Here is an 18137-nt window from a genome sequence, read left to right on the forward strand (position 1 = left end):
CCCCTCAGCCCTTGTCCAGGTACTGCTCGCGCTCCTTGTCCAGCAGGGCGTCCAGCGCGGTGCGCAGCTCGGGCAGGTGCTCCAGCTCGGGGTCGCCGGCGACGATGGTCGTGGCCTCCTCCCGGGCGGCGGCGATGACCTCCTCGTCGTCGATGACGGTGAGCACCCGCAGGGAGGAGCGCACCCCGGACTGGGCCTGGCCGAGGACATCGCCCTCGCGCCGCTGCTCCAGGTCGATCCGGGACAGTTCGAAGCCGTCGAGGGTGGACGCGACCGCGGAGAGCCGCGCACGGGCGGGACCGGCCTCGTGGGCCTCGGTGACCAGCAGACAGAGTCCGGCGGCCGATCCGCGGCCGACCCGGCCGCGCAGCTGGTGCAGCTGGGAGACGCCGAACCGGTCGGCGTCCATGATCACCATGACGGTGGCGTTGGGGACGTTCACCCCGACCTCGATGACGGTGGTGGCGACGAGGACGTCGGCCTGCCCCGCGGCGAACCGGCGCATCACCTCGTCCTTGTGGTCGGGGTTCATCCTGCCGTGCAGGACCTCGACGCGCAGACCGGCCAGGGGGCCCTTGGCGAGCTGTTCGGCGATGTCCAGGACGGCGAGCGGCGGACGCTTCTCGCCGTCGTCCCCGCCGTCTGTGCCTTCTCCGCCGTTCGCGGCGCTCTCCGCGCCGTCGGCGGCCTTCTTCCGGGGCTTCGCCTTCCCGGCCGGCGCCTCGTCGTCGGCGTCGTCCCCGATGCGGGGGCAGACCACGTACGCCTGGTGGCCGTTCTCCACCTCCTCGCGGACCCGCTCCCACGCGCGGCTGAGGAAGTGCGGCTTGTCCTTGGCGGGCACGACATGGCTGGCGATCGGCGAACGGCCGGCCGGCAACTGGTCGAGCACGGAGGTCTCGAGGTCGCCGAAGACGGTCATGGCGACCGTACGGGGAATGGGGGTGGCCGTCATGACCAGCAGGTGCGGCGGCTGCTTGCCCTTGGAGCGCAGGGCGTCGCGCTGTTCCACCCCGAAGCGGTGCTGTTCGTCGACGACCACCAGGCCCAGGTCGTGGAACTTCACCTTGTCCTCGATCAGGGCATGGGTGCCGATCACGATCCCGGCCTCGCCGGTGACGAGGTCCAGCAGGGCCTGGCGGCGGGCGGCTGCGCCCATGGAACCGGTGAGCAGCACCACTTTCGTGCCCTGCTCGGAGCCGCCCGGCGCCCGCCCGTCGCCCGACCGCCGCCCTTCCTGAGGAGGCGCTTCGCGCCATAGTCCCCAATTCTCGGCCAGTTCCCCCATCATCTCGGTGATGGAGCGGTGGTGCTGCTGGGCGAGCACCTCGGTGGGGGCCAGCATGGCGGCCTGCCCGCCCGCGTCGACGACGCCCAGCATCGCGCGCAGCGCGACCATGGTCTTGCCCGAACCCACCTCTCCCTGGAGCAGCCGGTGCATCGGGTGCTCGGTCGCCAGGTCGTCGAAGATCTCGGCGGATACCTTCCGCTGGCCCTCGGTGAGGGTGAAGGGCAGCTTGGCGTCGAAGGCGTCGAGCAGCCCGCCGGACCGGGGCCTGCGGGCCACGGCCGGAAGCTGGGTGTCCGTGTAGCGGCGGCGGGCCAGCGCGACCTGGAGGACGAACGCCTCGTCCCACTTCAGGCGGTCCCTGGCGAGGGCGATGTCCGCCTTGGTCTGCGGACGATGGATCTTCAGCAACGCCTCCGGGAGCGACGCGAATCCACGGCCCTCGCGCAGGGCGGGCGGCAGCGGGTCGACGGCCTCCTGGGCGCTGGGCAGCACCGTGTCGACGGCCTTCGCGATCCGCCACGAGTCCAGTTGCTTGCAGGCGGGGTAGATCGGCAGCAGCCGCCCGGCGAAGGCGTCCACCGCCTCCGCGGCCTCGTCGGTGTCCTGGACGTCCAGCAGCTGGTAGGTGGGATGAGCCAGCTGGAGCTTCCGGTTGAAGACGGACACCTTGCCCGCGAACATGGCCCGCCGCCCCGGCAGCAGCTCCTTGTGCGGCTTGTGGACCCCGTGGCCGAAGAAGACCAGCTGGAGGCGGCCGTGCCCGTCCGTGAGGGTCACTTCGAGCCGCTTGCCGCGGCCGTTGTTGAACGTCAGCACGCGGGCGTCGGCGACCTGGGCGACCACCGTCACGTGCTCGTCCAGCGGGAGGTCGGTCAGCGCCGTGAGCCGGCCGCGCTCCTCGTACCGCCGCGGGTAGTGGTGCAGCAGATCACCGACCGTGTGCAGGTCGAGATGGTCGGCCATCACCTTCGCGGTGGCTCCGCCGAGCAGCTTCCTGAGGGGTTCATCGAACGCAGACACGCGATCCATTGCACACCACACCACTGACAGATGCCGGACGCGCACCACTGGGAACGTCCGATTCCGCTGCTCGGGGCAGTGAGTGCCTCCGTCGGCGGCCGGTTCGGGCGGCGCCCCGGGGACGGCGCCGGCGAAGACGGGCCGGCCGGGTCCCCGCCGTCACGTACGGGACGGGGCGACAGCCGGTGCCCCTGTCCGGATCGTCGGCCGACCGGGCGTCCGGGAGCACCTCGCCCGTGGTCCGTCGTCCCGCACGGACACTCACGGAGCGGCACCGTCCGGCGGGCCGGCGGTGGGCGGCTACTCCACCCCGATCAGCAACGGGGCGCTCTGCCGGCCGCCCCGGTACACCACCGTGTCGACCGCCAGATACCCCTCGCGCACGTGTTCCTCCAGCGCGTCGGCCAGGCCGTCCGGGACGTCTTCGCCCAGGACGAGGGTGACCAGTTCGCCGCCCGCCGCCAGCATGCGGTCGAGCACGCCGCAGGCGGTCTCCGGCACGTCCTGGCCGATGACCGCGACGTCGCCGTCGATCAGGCCCAGCACGTCGCCGGCCTGGCAGATGCCCGCCATGGTCCACGACTGCCGTTCGGCGAGGGCGAGTTCGGCGTAGCGGGTGGCACCGGCCGCGGCGGTCATGGCCACCACGTCCTCGTCGAAGCTGCGGCCGGGTTCGTGGACGGCGAGGGCGGCGACGCCCTGGACGGCGGCCCGGGTCGGGATCAGGGCGACCCTGATCCCCTCGGCGCGGGCCTGCTCGGCGGCGGCAGCGGCGGTGTGCCGCAACTCGGCGTCGTTGGGCAGCAGAACGACCTCGCGGGCGTGCGCCCGGCGGATGGCGTCGACGATCTCGCCGCTGGCGGGCGGCTCCCCCGGGCGCGCCAGAACCGTCGTCGCCCCGGCCTCCTCGCACAGGCCGCGCAGCCCCTCGCCGGGGACCACCACGACGACGGCACGCTGCACGGGTTCGACGTGGGGCGGCACCCGGTCCGCGCCGAAGTGGGTGATCCGGATGCGGTACGGGCGCCCGGCCTCGACGCCCGCCTCCACCGCCGCGCCCGCGTCGTCGACGTGCACATGGACGTTCCACAGTCCGTCGCCGCCGACCACCACCAGCGAGTCGCCGAGCCCGTCGAGCCGCGCGCGCAGCCGGTCCACGGCGTCGTCGTCCGCCTCCAGCAGGTAGATGACCTCGAACGCCGGTCCGCCCGCCGCGCAGTCCCCCGGCACCGGCGCGACGGGCAGCGGGGCCACCGGCCCGGCGGCGTACGCGGGTTCGGGCGCCCGCCCGGAGACCGCCTCGACGAGTGCCCCGAGCACCGTCACCAGGCCCCGGCCCCCGGCGTCCACGACCCCGGCCCGGCCCAGCACCGCGAGTTGCCCGGGGGTCGCCTCCAGGGCCGCTCGCGCCCCCTCGTACGCCGCCCGCGCCACCGCCGCGGTCCCGGCGGCGCCCGCCGTGCGCGCGGCGGCCTCGGCGGCCCGGTCGGCCACGGTGAGCACGGTGCCCTCGACGGGGTGGGCGACGGCCCGCCGGGCGGCGACGGCGGCGGCGGACAACGCCCGGCACAGGTGATGCGCGTCGTGTCCGTCGGCCAGCACCCCGGCCATCCCGCGCAGCAGTTGGGCCAGGATCGTGCCGGAGTTCCCCCGGGCTCCGATCAGCGCCCCGTGCGCCATGGCCTGTACCGCATCGACGGTCGCGGGCACGGTCGCGCCGGTCTCGTGGGCGGCGAAGACGGCTTCGACGGCCCGGACCGCGGACTCCGCGGTCAGATAGAGGTTGGTGCCGGTGTCCCCGTCGGCGACCGGGTAGACGTTGATCGCGTCGATCGCCGCGCGCTCCCGGCCCAGCGCCTCCAGAGCCAGCGAGCACCAGGTGCGCACCGCGACGGCGTCCAGGTCGTCGGCGGGGTGTGGCACCTGTGGTCCTCCTCGGAATCGGCCGGTGGGGGGTCGGCTGCACCGCAGAGTAGTCCCCGCACGGCGGTCCCAGGCCGGGACGGGCGGGACCGGGGCGGTGGAAGCCATGGTAGTTTCGTTCTGCCGAAGCGGTCGTTGTATGCTGCTTCGGTTGCCCGATGCGAATCGGGCCATTCCTCCGGTACCGCCACTTCAGTCATATGATTCCGGCGCGCCGGAATTCACTGTAAGTGCATCTGAAGTCTTTGGAGTGACCCGTGGCTGCCAACTGCGACGTCTGCGGCAAGGGGCCGGGCTTCGGCAACAACATTTCGCACTCGCACCGCCGTACGTCCCGTCGCTGGAACCCCAACATCCAGCGCGTGCGTGCCGTGGTCGGTCGGACGCCGAAGCGGCTCAACGTCTGCACCTCGTGCATCAAGGCCGGCAAGGTCGCGCGCTGACGTTCCCGTCGTAGCGCAGCCTTCCGGTTGCCCGAAAAGCCGGTCCATCTCGGTGGACCGGCTTTTTGTTGTGCGCTCGCGCCATGGCCGGGCGCGGGGCCGTTCACGGCGCGCGGGACCGCTCACGCGCCGCGCGCCCGCCAGCCGTGGTCGACGGGCCCGATCCCGGCGCCCAGCGGGAAGCCCGCCGCGATCGCCCCGGTGACGTACTCCTTCGCGTTCCGCACCGCCGTGGGCACGTCGTGTCCCAGGGCCAGCCCGCAGGCGATCGCGGAGGCGAGGGTGCAGCCGGTGCCGTGGGTGTGGCGGTTGTGGTGCCTGGGTGCGCGCAGCCAGTGTTCCCGGTCGCCGTCCGTGAGGAGGTCGACGGGGTCGCCCGGCAGATGGCCGCCCTTGATGACGACCCAGCGCGGCCCGAAGCCCAGGACCGCGTCGGCCGCCCGCCGCATCCCGGTCTCGTCCGTGATGGTCGACCCGGTGAGCTGCGCCACTTCGTCCAGGTTCGGGGTGGCGACCGTGGCGACCGGCAGCAGCCGCGTGCGTACGGAGTCGAGTGCTTCGGCGGCCAGCAGCGGATCTCCGTGCTTGGACACACCGACCGGGTCGACGACGACGGGGGCGTCCGTGCCGGCGAGGAGTCCGGACACGGTCTCCACGAGCGCGGCCGACGACAGCATGCCGGTCTTCACCGCCCGCACCCCGATGTCGTCCACCACGGCACGGTACTGGGCGCGCACCGCCTCGGCCGGCAGTTCCCAGGCGCCCCGCACCCCCAGGGAGTTCTGCGCGGTGACGGCGGTCAGCACACTCATTCCGTGCACGCCGAACGCCATCATCGTCTTCAGGTCGGCCTGGATGCCCGCGCCGCCGCCGGAGTCGGATCCGGCGACGGTGAGCACACGGGCGGGCACGGTGGCAGGCGTGGGGGCGGGTGTGGGCATGTGCCGAATCTACTGGGCGCTCGTCGCGCCCCTGCCGCGGGGCGACGCCCCGCGGGGGGCGGCGACTTCGGCGCTCCGGATCACCGGGCGTCCTCTATGCCCCCGAAATGGTCCCAGCCGCTCTTGCTGGTCCAGGGCGCGCCGTCGACCGTCACCTGGGGCAGCGCCGAGGAGTTGAGGACCTCCCCGATCACCTTCCAACGGGCGGGCAGCTTCACGTCCGGCGGGAACGTGGCGACGATCGCGTGGTCCTCTCCCCCGGTCAGCACCCACTGGAGCGGGTCCACGCCGACGGCCTGACCGATGTCGGACATCTGCGTGGGGATGTCGATGAGGCCGGAGCGGATGTCGATCCGGACCCCGCTGGCCTCCGCGATGTGCCCGAGGTCGGCGACCAGTCCGTCGCTCACGTCGGTCATCGCGGTGGCGCCGAGCCCGGCGGCGGCGGGGCCCGCGTGGTACGGCGGTTCGGGGCGCCGGTGGGCCTCGACGAAGGCGCGGGGCGAGCGGAAGCCGCGTGAGAGGACGGCGTATCCGGCGGCGGACCAGCCGAGCCAGCCGGTCACGGCGACGACGTCGCCGGGACGGGCCCCGGACCGGGTGACCGGTTCGTGGTTGCGCAGATCGCCGAGCGCGGTGATCGAGACGGTGATCATGTCGCCGCGCACCACGTCCCCGCCGACCACGGCCGCTCCGGCGACCTGGCACTCGTCGCGGAGGCCGTCCATCAACTCCCCGGCCCAGGTGACCGGGAGTTCGGCCGGGACCACCAGGCCGAGCAGCAGCGCCGTCGGCACGGCGCCCATGGCGGCGATGTCGGCGAGGTTCTGCGCGGCGGCCTTGCGGCCGACGTCGTAGGCCGTCGACCAGTCACGGCGGAAGTGCCGTCCCTCCAGCAGGATGTCCGTGCTGGCCACGACCCTGCGGTCGGGAGCGGAGACGACCGCGGCGTCGTCGCCGGGGCCGAGCCGTACCGCCGGAGTGGTGGTGAGCCGGGACGTCAACTCCCTGATGAGCCCGAACTCCCCCAACTCGCCCACGGTTCCCTTCACCGAGTCCCACCTCTCATCTGTCGCGCCGGACGGTCGCCCGGGCCGCCTCGACGGCCCGGGATCCGGTTCGTGGACCGGCCGCCGCCGCAGGGAGCAGTCTGCACCGGTTCCCGTCGGCGCGCCCCACCCCCTCCCGCACCGCCGCGCCAGCGGTCGCGGGCCGTCATTGCTGTCGGTACTGTCAAGGCATACGTCAACTCGAGCCGTGCCCGTGCCACGCTGTGGGCGGCAACCGGCCCCCGGGTCTCCCCGCGGCCCGCGGCGACGCGATACCGTGGCGTCCCTTTCCCCCACATGATCCTCGTGGCCGCCCTGGAGGTTCCGTGGTACAGGCGTACATCCTCATTCAGACCGAGGTGGGCAAGGCGTCGACCGTCGCCGAGACCATCTCCAGCGTTCCGGGAGTGATCCAGGCGGAGGACGTCACCGGCCCCTACGACGTGATCGTGCGCGCGCAGGCCGACACGGTCGACGAACTCGGCCGCATGGTGGTCGCGAAGATCCAGCAGGTGGAAGGCATCACCAGAACCCTGACCTGCCCGGTCGTCCATCTGTAGTCCCCGTCTACGCTGGGCCGGTGACATCATCATGCCGCCGGTTCGGCCACCCCGTGCTTCTCGGTCCGTCCGTCGCCGCGCTGCTGCTGGCCGCGGTGGGCTGTTCCTCGGACGCGGCCCCGTCGGTCACGATTCCCACGCCGTCCGCGGAAGCCGCGGCGTACTGCCGCGCGCTGCACGAGGAGCTGCCGGAGACCGTCGCCGGACTCGACCGCGGTGACACCGCGACGAAGTCCGAACTGACCGCCCAGTGGGGGGACGGAGCGATCGTACTGCGCTGCGGCGTCCCCCGGCCCGCCAAGATGGACGACCCCTCGGCCAAGGCCGTCGAGGCGAACGGCGTCGACTGGATGCTGGAGCAGCGGGACGACGGCGGCCCGCTGTTCACGACCACCTACCGCAAGGCGTACGTCGAGGTGCGGCTCTCCGAGGCGTACGCCCATGACGCGAGCCCGCTGGCCGCGTTCGGCCCGGCCGTGCTGAAGACGGTGCCCGCCGCCCTGTGACCCCGGCGGCGGGGTGTCACCCGCTCCGTGGTGCCGTACAGGGGCGTGCGCGGGTGCGTGCACCGCAGGGCGCGGGCGCCGTCCGTGGAACACACGCCCCGCGCGGACGGCACACGCACCGCGCGTGAACGGCGCCTGTCTCAGCGCAGGCCGGTCGGCCGGTTCAGTGCTGCCTGGATCAGCCGGTCCACCAGCTCCGGGTAGCTCACGCCGCTCTCCCGCCACATCCGCGGGTACATGGAGATCGGGGTGAAGCCGGGCAGGGTGTTGATCTCGTTGATCACGAAGTCGCCGTCCTCGGTGAGGAAGAAGTCGGCGCGCACCAGGCCCTCGCAGGACACGGCCTCGAACGCCTCGATCGCCAGGCGCTGGACCTCGGCGGTCTGCTCCTCGGTGAGCGGGGCGGGCACGATCCCGGAGGCCGAATCGATGTACTTGGCCTCGAAGTCGTAGAAGTCGTGAGAGGTCACCGGCGGGATCTCGGCGGGCACGCTGGCACGCGGCCCGTCCTCGAACTCCAGCACCCCGCACTCGATCTCGCGGCCCCGCAGCAGCGACTCGACCAGGAACTTCGGGTCGTGGCGGCGGGCCTCCTCGATCGCCTCGTCGAGCCCGGACAGATCGTCGACCTTGGTGATGCCGAAGGACGAACCGGCCCGGGAGGGCTTCACGAACAGCGGCCAGCCGTGGTCCCCGGCGAAGTCCACGATGCGCTTGCGGACGGCGGACGGGTCCGCGTCCCACTCTCGGGGGCGCACCACGAGGTACGGGCCGACCGGCAGCCCGAACGAGGTGAAGACCCGCTTCATGTACTCCTTGTCCTGGCCGACCGCCGAGGCGAGCACCCCCGCGCCGACGTACGGCACACCGGAGAGCTCCAGCAGCCCCTGGAGGGTGCCGTCCTCGCCGTACGGGCCGTGCAGCACGGGGAAGACGACGTCGACCTCGCCGAGCGCCTTGGGCACCGAGCCGGGCTCGCTGTACGTCACTTCACGGCTGCCGGGGTCGACGGAGAGCACCACGCCGCCCTCGGTGGACTCGGCCAGTTCGGCCACGTCCGGCATCCTGCGGTCCGCGATGGCCATGCGTTCGGGTTCGTCGGCGGTGAGCGCCCAGCGGCCGTCGGTCGTGATGCCGATCGGCAGGACGTCGTACTTGGTCCGGTCGATGGCGCTCAGGACGGCGCCGGCCGTGACGACCGAGATGCCGTGTTCGGAGCTGCGGCCGCCGAACACGACGGCCACGCGCGGCTTGCGGAGCTGCCGCTCCGGGCTCTGGGGGAGGTTCTCGCTGCTCATATCGCGTTGAGCGTACCTGCTGGTACCACGCGCGTCAGCGCGGCCGGGGCCGTCGGAGCGGTGGCGGCGGACGCCGTTCACCGCACCGCGCGCACTGGGACCCGCCGCCCGGCGCGCCCTTCCCCCGGCTGCCCACGCCCTGCGCGCCGCCCACGCCGTACACGTGGTCGGCGCCTCCCGGCTCACGGCGCCGAGCGGGACCGGCACCGTGCGGGACTCGGGCCGCCCCGGTCTCAGCGCCGCTCGGGCTTCGCGCTGCGCGCCATCAGCTCGCGCAGCGCGACCACCGGCTGTTTGCCCCCGTGGACGATGTCGACGACCGTCTCGGTGATCGGCATGTCGACGTCGTACCTGCGCGCCAGATCCAGCACCGATTCACAGGACTTGACGCCCTCGGCGGTCTGCTTGGTGACCGCGATCGTCTCCTGGAGGGTCATGCCCCGGCCGAGGTTGGTGCCGAAGGTGTGGTTGCGCGAGAGCGGCGAGGAGCAGGTCGCCACCAGGTCGCCGAGGCCCGCGAGCCCGGAGAAGGTGAGCGGGTCGGCGCCCATGGCGAGGCCGAGCCGGGTCGTCTCGGCGAGCCCCCGCGTGATCAGCGAGCCCTTCGCGTTGTCGCCGAGCCCCATGCCGTCCGCGATGCCGACGGCGAGACCGATGACGTTCTTGACCGCACCGCCGAGTTCGCAGCCGACGACGTCGGTGTTGGTGTACGGGCGGAAGTACGAGGTGTGGCAGGCGGCCTGGAGGCGGCAAGCCACGGACTCGTCCCGGCAGGCGACGACCGCCGTGGTCGGGCGGCGTTCGGCGACCTCCTTGGCGAGGTTGGGGCCGGTGACGACGGCGATGCGGTCCGCGGAGACCTTGGTCACGTCCTCGATCACCTCGCTCATCCGCTTCGCGGTGCCGAGTTCGACGCCCTTCATCATCGAGACGAGGACGGTCTCGGAACCGAGATGCGGGGTCCAGTCGGCGAGGTTGGCGCGCAGGGTCTGCGAGGGCACGACGAGCACGGCGAAGTCGGCGCCGTCCAGCGCCTCGACGGCGTCCGTGGTGGCCCGGAGCGACGCGGGGAGTTCGATCCCGGGCAGGTAGTACGGGTTGGTACGGGTCGTGTTGACGGCCTCGGCGACCTCGGCACGGCGGCCCCAGATCGTGACCTGGCAGCCGGCGTCGGCGAGCACCATGCCGAAGGCCGTACCCCATGAGCCGGTTCCGAAGACGGCCGCCTTCGCGGGGTGCGTCACTTGGATCCCTCTCCTTCGGCCTTGCGGCGCTGTTCCGCACGGGCCGTGCGGTGGTCGTACGGCTGCGCGGGGGCCTTCTCGCCCCGGACGATCTCCAGCTGCTCGGTCACCGCGGCCATGATGACCTCGGTGGCCTCGCGCAGGACCTCGGGCGTCGGCTGCCTGTCGTAGAACCGGGAGAGGTCGACGGGCGGGCCGGCCTGCACCTGGAGCGTCTTGCGGGGGAAGAGCCGGATCTTCTTCTCCTTGGCGTACGGCGGCATCGCCAGATTGGCACCCCACTGCGCGACCGGGATGACCGGGGCCTTCGTGAGCAACGCCACGCGGGCCGCGCCGGTCTTGCCGGCCATCGGCCACATCTCGGGGTCCCGGGTGAGGGTGCCCTCCGGGTAGAAGGCGACGCACTCGCCGCGCTCGATGGCGTCGACTGCGGCGCGGAAGGCGTCCATCGCGTCGGACGTCTCGCGGTACACGGGGATCTGCCCGGTGCCGCGCAGCATCATCCCGACGAAGGGCGTCCTGAAGAGGCCGGCCTTCGCGAGAAGACGCGGCACGCGTCCGGTGTTGTACTGGAAATGGGCATAGGAGAGCGGGTCCAGATAAGAGTTGTGATTGACCGCGGTGATGAATCCGCCGTCGGCCGGAATGTGCTCCATTCCCCGCCAGTCACGCTTGAACAGAACCACCAGCGGCGGTTTCGCGATGACCGCCGCCAGGCGGTACCAGAAGCCGATTCTGCGGCGGGACACTCGGACACCTTCCTCTAAGGACCTGAACTCTGCCTGGACTCTGCCTGGCTACTGACGGTCAAGTCTCGCCCCAGGCCCCTGCTCTGTCGAGAACACCGTACGCCCAGCTCTCCGGACCGACTCCCCGGGTTCTCGCGCCGGCAGGCGAGAATAGGCGGCGACGCGCAGCGAGGGGGAGATCGCCACGAACACCGACCCGGCCGGCCCGACCGGTTCCTGGACCCTGGTGGTCCCGTTGAAGCCCTTGGCCCTGGCCAAGAGCAGGCTCACGCCCACGACCGGCGACGCGCTGCGCCCGCGACTGGCCCTCGCGTTCGCCCGGGACACGGTGGCCGCCGCCCTGTCCTGCCCGGCGGTACGGGATGTGGTGGTCGTCACGGACGACCCCGGGGCCGGTGCGGCGCTCACGGCGCTCGGCGCGGACGTCGTGCCCGACGAACCGGGCCGGGGGCTCAACGCCGCCCTGGCGCACGGCGCGCGGACCGTACGGTCCCGGCGCCCCGGGGCACCCCTCGCCGCACTGGGCGCGGACCTCCCCGCGCTCCGTCCCGCCGAATTGTCCCGGGTACTCGAATTCTCCGCAGCATTTCCCCGCGCATTTGTCACGGATGCGGCGGGAATCGGAACGACATTCCTGTCGGCAGCGCCCGGGGCGGAATTGCGCCCGCATTTCGGCGGCCCCTCCCGGGCCCGGCACCTCGACTCCGGCGCGGTGGAAATCGGCCTGACCGGCATCGATTCGGTACGCCAGGACGTGGACACCGGCGAGGATCTGCGCGCGGCCCTCGGCCTGGGAGTCGGCCCGCACACGGCGGGATACCGGGCCACCGGCGCCGCACCGGCGGACCGATAGGCTGCCGTCCATGCAGGCGACCGCGTACACGTACGACCCCGAGACCCGCACCGGCAGCGTGCTCCTCGACGACGGCACCCCGGTGGAGTTCGACTCCCGGGCCTTCGACGCGGGCGGTCTGCGGCTGCTGCGCCCGGGGCAGCGGGTGCGGATCGAAGGCACCGGCGAGGGCGCGGAGCTGCGGATCACACTGGTGACCCTGCAGACGTTCTGAACGGCCGCGGCTCCTCCACGGCACACCGCGGACTCCATGACGGGCCGCAGGCTCCCTGAGGGGCCGCGGGCCCCGTGACAGCCGCGGGCCGGGCTCCCCGAGAGGAACCCGGCCCGACGCGTATGAGCGGCCTGCGCTGCTCGGCCTCACTTCTTCCGTGCGGTGGCCTTCTTCGCCGTGGTCTTCCGCGCCGTGGTCTTCTTCGCGGGCGCCTTCTTCGCCACGGCCTTCTTGGCCGGCGCGGTCTTCTTGGCCGCCGCCTTCTTCGCCGCGGCCGCCGTGGTCTTCTTGGCCGCCGCCGTCGTCTTCTTCGCCGCCGCGGTGGTCTTCTTCGCCGTGGTCTTCTTGGCCGGCGCGGCCTTCTTCGCCACGGCCTTCTTCGCCACAGCCTTCTTCGCCACAGCCTTCTTGGCCGCGGCCTTGGCCGTCGTGCGGGCGGAAACACCGCCCGTGAGGCTGCCCTTGGGCGCCTTCTTCACGGCCACGTCATGCTTGGGGAGCTTCTTCGAGCCGCTCACCAGGTCCTTGAAGCCCTGTCCCGCGCGGAAACGCGGCACCGAGGTCTTCTTGACCCGCACCCGCTCGCCCGTCTGCGGGTTGCGGGCGTAACGGGCCGGGCGGTCGACCTTCTCGAACGAGCCGAAGCCGGTGACCGAGACCCGGTCCCCCGCGACGACCGCACGGACGATCGCGTCGAGCACCGCGTCGACAGCGTCCGCGGCCTGCTGACGGCCGCCGAGCTTGTCGGCAATCGCTTCTACGAGCTGCGCCTTGTTCACGTCTTCCCCTTCGGAGACATTGCCAGAACGAAAGTGTTCAAGCGTTTTCGCACGTTAGGCAGATATATACCGCAAATCAAACACGAAACGGGCTAATCACCCTAGTGCCGCAACGAAGTCGACCGCTGCGTCGTTCCGCAGAGTCACTCACCTTCGGGGAGTCGGCCCTCGTCGAGGTCCTTCATCAACCGGTCCAGACGCCTTGCCGCATCCGGGAGATCGTGCTTAGCCGCGGCCGTGATGACCAACAGCTTCCGGGACAGCGCCATCCGTACGCCCTCCGGGACTTGCAGTGCGCGCACTCTTGTGTGCGCTTCCTTCAATCGGTCGGCGACTTGGCCGTAAAGCTCGAGTTGGCTGTCGCGTTCCATGCACCGATTGTGCCATCTGGGGCGAGTTGTCGCCCGACGGGGTCTCAACAAGCGACTGCGCCCCCTGCCGGGAGGCAGAGGGCGCAGTCATGGAAACGTCCTGCTCAGACCTTGAGCGTACGCGGTTTGAAGGCCGGCCTGGCCGCCTCGTACGCCGCGATGTCCGCTTCGTTCTGAAGGGTGAGGCTGATGTCGTCCAGCCCGTTCAGCAGACGCCAGCGGGCGTTCTCGTCGAGTTCGAAGTCCGCCGTGATTCCCTCGGCGCGGACCTGCCGGGCCTCCAGGTCGACGGTGATCTCGGCCGTCGGGTCGGTCTCGGTCAGCGCCCAGATCCGGTCGACGGTGTCCTGGTCGAGCACGACGGTCAGCAGGCCGTTCTTCAGCGAGTTGCCGCGGAAGATGTCGGCGAACCGGGAGGAGATGACGGCCTTGAAACCGTAGTTCTGCAGCGCCCACACGGCGTGTTCGCGGGACGAACCGGTGCCGAAGTCGGGACCGGCCACCAGGACCGTCGCACCCTCGCGCTCGGGGCGGTTGAGGACGAAGTCGGCGTCCTTGCGCCATGCCTCGAAGAGCCCGTCCTCGAAGCCGTCGCGGGTGACCTTCTTCAGCCAGTGGGCGGGGATGATCTGGTCGGTGTCGACGTTGCTGCGGCGCAGCGGGACGGCCCGGCCGGTGTGCGTGGTGAAGGCTTCCATGTTTCTCAGACTCCAGCGGGCGTACGGACGTCGGCATCGGACAGGTCGGCGGGCGAGGCCAGGTGGCCCAGCACGGCGGTGGCGGCTGCGACCTGCGGGGAGACCAGGTGCGTACGGCCGCCCTTGCCCTGCCGGCCCTCGAAGTTGCGGTTCGAGGTGGAGGCGGAGCGCTCACCGGGGGCCAGCTGGTCGGGGTTCATGCCGAGACACATCGAGCAGCCGGCGTGCCGCCACTCGGCGCCCGCGGCGGTGAAGACCTTGTCCAGGCCCTCCTCGACGGCCTGGAGGGCGACGCGGACGGAGCCCGGAACGACCAGCATCCGTACTCCGTCGGCGACTTTGCGGCCACCCAGGACGGCGGCCGCGCCCCGCAGGTCCTCGATCCGGCCGTTGGTGCAGGAACCGACGAAGACGGTGTCCACGTTGATGTCGCGCAGCGGCTGCCCGGCGGTCAACCCCATGTATTCCAGGGCCTTTTCGGCGGCGAGCCGCTCCGATGCGTCTTCGTACGAAGCCGGGTCGGGGACGCTGGCCGACAGGGGCGCGCCCTGGCCGGGGTTGGTGCCCCAGGTGACGAACGGCGCCAGTTCGGCGGCGTCGATGACGACCTCGGCGTCGAAGACCGCGTCGTCGTCGGTGCGCAGCGTCTTCCAGTACGCGACGGCGGCGTCCCAGTCCTCGCCCTGCGGGGCGTGGTCGCGGCCCTTGAGATAGGCGAAGGTGGTCTCGTCCGGGGCGATCATGCCGGCGCGGGCCCCGGCCTCGATCGACATGTTGCAGACGGTCATCCGGGCCTCCATCGAGAGCTTCTCGACGGCGGAGCCGCGGTACTCGATGATGTAGCCCTGGCCGCCGCCGGTGCCGATCCGGGCGATGATCGCGAGGATCAGGTCCTTGGCGGTGACACCCTCGGGCAGTTCGCCGTCGACGGTGATCGCCATGGTCTTCGGGCGGGCCATCGGCAGCGTCTGGGTGGCCAGGACGTGCTCGACCTGGCTGGTGCCGATGCCGAACGCCAGCGCGCCGAACGCGCCGTGCGTGGACGTGTGGGAGTCGCCGCACACGACCGTCGTGCCGGGCTGGGTCAGGCCCAGCTGCGGGCCGACCACGTGCACGACGCCCTGCTCGACGTCGCCCAGCGGGTGCAGCCGCACGCCGAACTCCGCGCAGTTCTTGCGCAGGGTCTCCAGCTGGGCGCGCGAGACCGGGTCGGCGATCGGCTTGTCGATGTCGAGGGTCGGGGTGTTGTGATCCTCGGTGGCGATGGTGAGGTCGAGGCGCCGCACCCGGCGGCCGGCCTGGCGGAGGCCGTCGAACGCCTGCGGGCTGGTGACCTCGTGCAGCAGGTGCAGATCGATGAAGAGGAGGTCGGGCTCGCCCTCGGCGCGCCGGACGACGTGGTCGTCCCAGACCTTCTCCGCGAGTGTCCTACCCATCGCTTTCCCTCCGGCCGGCGTCTTCGCCGGCCCAACTAGAGATGTGGTGCGCCACCGTCCGGACCCCCGAGCGGGGCGGTGGCCGCGGGCCGTTGTGCGGCCGCCCTTCCAGGTTGGCAACTTCCGCCGAAAATTGAACTTGCGTTTCACAGAGTGAGACGGGAGTATCGTCGTATGGACAACTCTAGCGGCGTCGGCGTTCTCGACAAGGCGGCTCTGGTCCTGAGCGCCCTGGAGTCCGGCCCGGCCACCCTCGCCGGGCTGGTCGCGGCGACCGGGCTCGCACGACCCACGGCCCATCGACTCGCCGTGGCACTGGAACACCACCGTCTGGTGGCGAGGGACATGCAGGGCCGTTTCATCCTCGGCCCCCGGCTGGCCGAGCTGGCCGCGGCGGCGGGCGAGGACCGTCTGCTGGCGACGGCCGGGCCGGTGCTCACGCATCTGCGTGACATCACGGGCGAGAGCGCGCAGCTCTACCGGCGCCAGGGCGACATGCGGATCTGCGTGGCGGCGGCGGAGCGGCTGTCCGGTCTGCGGGACACCGTGCCGGTCGGCTCCACGCTCACCATGAAGGCCGGCTCGTCGGCCCAGATCCTGCTGGCCTGGGAGGAGCCGGAGCGCCTGCACCGCGGCCTCCAGGGTGCCCGCTTCACGGCGACGGCGCTCTCGGGCGTGCGGCGGCGGGGCTGGGCCCAGTCGATCGGTGAGCGCGAGCCGGGCGTGGCCTCGGTCTCGGCGCCGGTGCGCGGTCCCTCCAACCGCGTGGTCGCCGCCGTCTCGGTCTCCGGACCCATCGAGCGGCTGACCCGTCACCCGGGCCGGATGCACGCCCAGGCGGTCATCGACTCGGCGGCGCGACTCAGCGAGGCCCTGCGCCGGAACGGCTGACGGCCGTACGCTCCCCGGTCGCACACCCCGTCACGCGCTCTCCCGCGCGGTGTGCGACTCCTCCCCCGGCCGCCCCAGCGTCGTGGCGGCCCCATCCAGCTCTCCGCCGGAGCCAAGTCCCTCATGGGGCAACGGACATGACGGAACGACACCCCGAACGCCGGGAACACGCCACGCTGCGCCGGACACGGGTCGACCCGCCTCGCGCACAAGCGGAAGGGTCCTTCACCGGAGTGAAGGACCCTTGTCCGTCCTGCTGTTGTACCCCCGACCGGATTCGAACCGGCGCTACTGCCGTGAGAGGGCAGCGTGCTAGGCCGCTACACAACGGGGGCTTGCTTCTTGCGTTTGCATTTCTGCGCTGGGCTACCAGGACTCGAACCTAGAATGACGGTACCAGAAACCGTAGTGTTGCCAATTACACCATAGCCCACAGTGATACAAGTACCCCCGACCGGATTCGAACCGGCGCTACTGCCGTGAGAGGGCAGCGTGCTAGGCCGCTACACAACGGGGGCCCTAGCGATCCTGCATCGAGTTCGACGGGAGCTACCCTGACGATCTCGCGGGAAGGATCTGTACCCCCGACCGGATTCGAACCGGCGCTACTGCCGTGAGAGGGCAGCGTGCTAGGCCGCTACACAACGGGGGCTTGTTTCTTGCGTTTGCATTTCTGCGCTGGGCTACCAGGACTCGAACCTAGAATGACGGTACCAGAAACCGTAGTGTTGCCAATTACACCATAGCCCACTGGAACGCAACCCCTTGCGGAGTCTTTGTTCCTTTTGCGCTTCCCGTTCGGATCTTTCGTCCCGCTCGGGCGGCGCAGGAAGAACATTACCCGAAGGTGTCCGGCGCTCCAAAACGGGTATCGCCCACCAGCAGCGCGGGCAGCTGATCGAGCCCGCTGATGCGGACGAGTTCGGGCCGTCCGCCGCGTCCGTCCCGGTCCAGCCAGATCCCCATGAGCCCCGCGGCGCCCGCGCCGCGGGCGTCGATGTCCGGCTCGTCCCCGACGTACGCGACCTCCCCCGGCTCCAGCGCGAGCGCGTCGCACGCGGCGTGGAAGGCGCCGGGCTCGGGCTTGGAGACGCCCAACTCCACCGCGCACACCACGGCCTCGAACCGGTCCCGCACGCCGAGTACGCGCAGCTTCCGGTCCTGGTTGTGGATGCTGGAGTTCGACAGCACCGCGTGCCGGAACCGGCCGGCCAGCCGGTCCAGGACGGGCAGGACGTCCGGGAAGAGCGACCAGGCGGCCTCGTAGTGGGCCGCGTGCCGGGCGAACCAGTCGTCGGCCTCGGCGTCGTCCAGCGCCCGCGAGAGGAATTCCCGGACCCGGTCCCTGCGCTGCCCCGAAAAGTCCGTCTCCCCGGCCGCGAACCGCGCCCAGTGCACATCGGTGATCGCCCGCCATGCGACGAGGGCCTGCTCGACGGAGCCGTATCCGTCGGGCAGGCCCTCCTGTTCGAGGTGCGTGCGCATGCCGACGCGGTCGGCGCCGCTGTAGTCGAAGATCGTGTCGTCGATGTCCCAGAGCACGGCTCGGATGACCATGCCCGAAACCTAACCCGGCCGGGGCCCCGCCGTCCCGGACTTCCCGATGCCGGGGGCCTGTCGGTACGGGCCGTGCGGATGGCCGCGTGTCGCGGCCCGCGTCCTTCCGCTCCCCGGTCCCGGCCGCCCGGGACGCCGCGTGACGAGCCCTCACCGTGCCCGGAGAGCAGGCTGGGCACCAGCTGGTCGGACGTCCACGAGGCGTCCCCGGCACGACGTTCCCGGAGCTCGGCCGACCGGCCGGGTCCGGCGGTGCCTCGCGGCCTGGAAACGCCCGGGGGCGGCGCCCGGTGGTGATCCGGGTGCCGCCCCCT

Annotated in this window: 18 protein-coding genes and 5 tRNA genes; 6 read left to right on the forward strand and 17 right to left on the reverse strand. The window is 71.7% G+C overall.

The annotated features are described in order from the left end of the window. Window positions 1–4 precede the first annotated feature (4 nt). A complete protein-coding gene (gene recG, locus AB0E67_RS00615; protein WP_362019084.1) occupies window positions 5–2320 on the reverse strand; it encodes an ATP-dependent DNA helicase RecG in 2316 nt (771 codons plus the stop codon). Between the two features lie 291 nt (window positions 2321–2611). Next, a complete protein-coding gene (locus AB0E67_RS00620) occupies window positions 2612–4234 on the reverse strand; it encodes a DAK2 domain-containing protein (RefSeq protein WP_362019087.1) in 1623 nt (540 codons plus the stop codon). 257 nt (window positions 4235–4491) lie between these two features. On the opposite strand from AB0E67_RS00620, the gene rpmB reads away from it, so the two are divergent. Continuing rightward, window positions 4492–4677 carry a 50S ribosomal protein L28 gene (gene rpmB / locus AB0E67_RS00625; protein WP_030928661.1) on the forward strand — a complete coding sequence of 62 codons (186 nt, stop codon included), beginning with the start codon at window positions 4492–4494 and terminating at the stop codon, window positions 4675–4677. A 122-nt stretch (window positions 4678–4799) separates the two neighbouring features. Here the strand turns inward: rpmB and thiD are convergent, their stop codons facing one another. Both thiD and AB0E67_RS00635 read right to left on the reverse strand, forming a co-directional pair. Further along, window positions 4800–5618 carry a bifunctional hydroxymethylpyrimidine kinase/phosphomethylpyrimidine kinase gene (thiD, locus tag AB0E67_RS00630; RefSeq protein WP_362019090.1) on the reverse strand — a complete coding sequence of 273 codons (819 nt, stop codon included), beginning with the start codon at window positions 5616–5618 and terminating at the stop codon, window positions 4800–4802. 80 nt (window positions 5619–5698) lie between these two features. Then, window positions 5699–6670, reverse strand: coding sequence for a thiamine-phosphate kinase (locus tag AB0E67_RS00635; protein ID WP_073784825.1), 972 nt, complete (start codon window positions 6668–6670; stop codon window positions 5699–5701). A gap of 323 nt (window positions 6671–6993) precedes the next feature. On the opposite strand from AB0E67_RS00635, the gene AB0E67_RS00640 reads away from it, so the two are divergent. Beyond that, on the forward strand, window positions 6994–7227 hold the full coding sequence (locus AB0E67_RS00640; RefSeq protein WP_362019094.1) for an Lrp/AsnC ligand binding domain-containing protein: 234 nt from the start codon (window positions 6994–6996) through the stop codon (window positions 7225–7227). A 20-nt stretch (window positions 7228–7247) separates the two neighbouring features. Then, the gene (locus tag AB0E67_RS00645) at window positions 7248–7733 is read left to right on the forward strand and encodes a DUF3515 domain-containing protein (protein ID WP_362019096.1); all 486 of its coding nucleotides are present in this window, start codon (window positions 7248–7250) and stop codon (window positions 7731–7733) included. 140 nt (window positions 7734–7873) lie between these two features. Here the strand turns inward: AB0E67_RS00645 and AB0E67_RS00650 are convergent, their stop codons facing one another. The 3 genes from AB0E67_RS00650 to AB0E67_RS00660 all read right to left on the reverse strand — a co-directional run bounded on the left by AB0E67_RS00650 (window position 7874) and on the right by AB0E67_RS00660 (window position 11024). Then, window positions 7874–9031: a D-alanine--D-alanine ligase family protein gene (locus tag AB0E67_RS00650; RefSeq protein ID WP_073784819.1), complete on the reverse strand. Its 1158-nt coding sequence runs from the start codon at window positions 9029–9031 to the stop codon at window positions 7874–7876. 233 nt (window positions 9032–9264) lie between these two features. Further along, on the reverse strand, window positions 9265–10275 hold the full coding sequence (locus AB0E67_RS00655; protein ID WP_362019099.1) for an NAD(P)H-dependent glycerol-3-phosphate dehydrogenase: 1011 nt from the start codon (window positions 10273–10275) through the stop codon (window positions 9265–9267). After that, window positions 10272–11024, reverse strand: a complete 753-nt coding sequence (locus tag AB0E67_RS00660) for a lysophospholipid acyltransferase family protein (protein WP_362019102.1) — start codon at window positions 11022–11024, stop codon at window positions 10272–10274. The genes AB0E67_RS00655 and AB0E67_RS00660 overlap by 4 nt, the downstream gene beginning before the upstream one ends. A 178-nt stretch (window positions 11025–11202) precedes the next feature. Between AB0E67_RS00660 and cofC the strand changes: the two genes are divergently transcribed. Together cofC and AB0E67_RS00670 are read left to right on the forward strand one after the other, a co-directional pair. Then, on the forward strand, window positions 11203–11877 hold the full coding sequence (cofC, locus tag AB0E67_RS00665; protein ID WP_362021328.1) for a 2-phospho-L-lactate guanylyltransferase: 675 nt from the start codon (window positions 11203–11205) through the stop codon (window positions 11875–11877). Window positions 11878–11887: 10 nt separating this feature from the next. Continuing rightward, window positions 11888–12091, forward strand: coding sequence for a hypothetical protein (locus AB0E67_RS00670; protein WP_362019105.1), 204 nt, complete (start codon window positions 11888–11890; stop codon window positions 12089–12091). Window positions 12092–12237: 146 nt separating this feature from the next. On the opposite strand, the gene AB0E67_RS00675 is transcribed toward AB0E67_RS00670, so the two are convergent. The 4 genes from AB0E67_RS00675 to leuC form a co-directional block, all read right to left on the reverse strand. Continuing rightward, window positions 12238–12870, reverse strand: coding sequence for an HU family DNA-binding protein (locus AB0E67_RS00675; RefSeq protein ID WP_362019108.1), 633 nt, complete (start codon window positions 12868–12870; stop codon window positions 12238–12240). A 143-nt stretch (window positions 12871–13013) separates the two neighbouring features. Beyond that, window positions 13014–13241, reverse strand: coding sequence for a hypothetical protein (locus tag AB0E67_RS00680; protein ID WP_073784807.1), 228 nt, complete (start codon window positions 13239–13241; stop codon window positions 13014–13016). A gap of 104 nt (window positions 13242–13345) precedes the next feature. Further along, window positions 13346–13939, reverse strand: a complete 594-nt coding sequence (leuD, locus tag AB0E67_RS00685) for a 3-isopropylmalate dehydratase small subunit (protein ID WP_362019111.1) — start codon at window positions 13937–13939, stop codon at window positions 13346–13348. A gap of 5 nt (window positions 13940–13944) precedes the next feature. After that, window positions 13945–15375 carry a 3-isopropylmalate dehydratase large subunit gene (gene leuC, locus AB0E67_RS00690; protein ID WP_362019114.1) on the reverse strand — a complete coding sequence of 477 codons (1431 nt, stop codon included), beginning with the start codon at window positions 15373–15375 and terminating at the stop codon, window positions 13945–13947. 174 nt (window positions 15376–15549) lie between these two features. Here leuC and ndgR point away from each other — a divergent pair, with 174 nt between their 5' ends. Beyond that, window positions 15550–16266: an IclR family transcriptional regulator NdgR gene (gene ndgR, locus AB0E67_RS00695; RefSeq protein WP_073784801.1), complete on the forward strand. Its 717-nt coding sequence runs from the start codon at window positions 15550–15552 to the stop codon at window positions 16264–16266. 262 nt (window positions 16267–16528) lie between these two features. On the opposite strand, the gene AB0E67_RS00700 is transcribed toward ndgR, so the two are convergent. The 6 genes from AB0E67_RS00700 to AB0E67_RS00725 form a co-directional block, all read right to left on the reverse strand. Then, a tRNA-Glu gene (locus AB0E67_RS00700) sits at window positions 16529–16601 on the reverse strand. Between the two features lie 26 nt (window positions 16602–16627). After that, window positions 16628–16699, reverse strand: a tRNA-Gln gene (locus tag AB0E67_RS00705). Between the two features lie 12 nt (window positions 16700–16711). After that, window positions 16712–16784: transfer RNA gene (locus AB0E67_RS00710), tRNA-Glu, on the reverse strand. A gap of 61 nt (window positions 16785–16845) precedes the next feature. Then, a tRNA-Glu gene (locus tag AB0E67_RS00715) sits at window positions 16846–16918 on the reverse strand. A 26-nt stretch (window positions 16919–16944) separates the two neighbouring features. Beyond that, window positions 16945–17016: transfer RNA gene (locus AB0E67_RS00720), tRNA-Gln, on the reverse strand. A gap of 87 nt (window positions 17017–17103) precedes the next feature. Continuing rightward, window positions 17104–17823: an HAD family hydrolase gene (locus tag AB0E67_RS00725; protein ID WP_362019117.1), complete on the reverse strand. Its 720-nt coding sequence runs from the start codon at window positions 17821–17823 to the stop codon at window positions 17104–17106. Window positions 17824–18137 lie beyond the last annotated feature (314 nt).

The sequence above is a fragment of the Streptomyces sp. NPDC032161 genome (assembly GCF_040636995.1).
Taxonomy (GTDB): Bacteria; Actinomycetota; Actinomycetes; order Streptomycetales; family Streptomycetaceae; genus Streptomyces.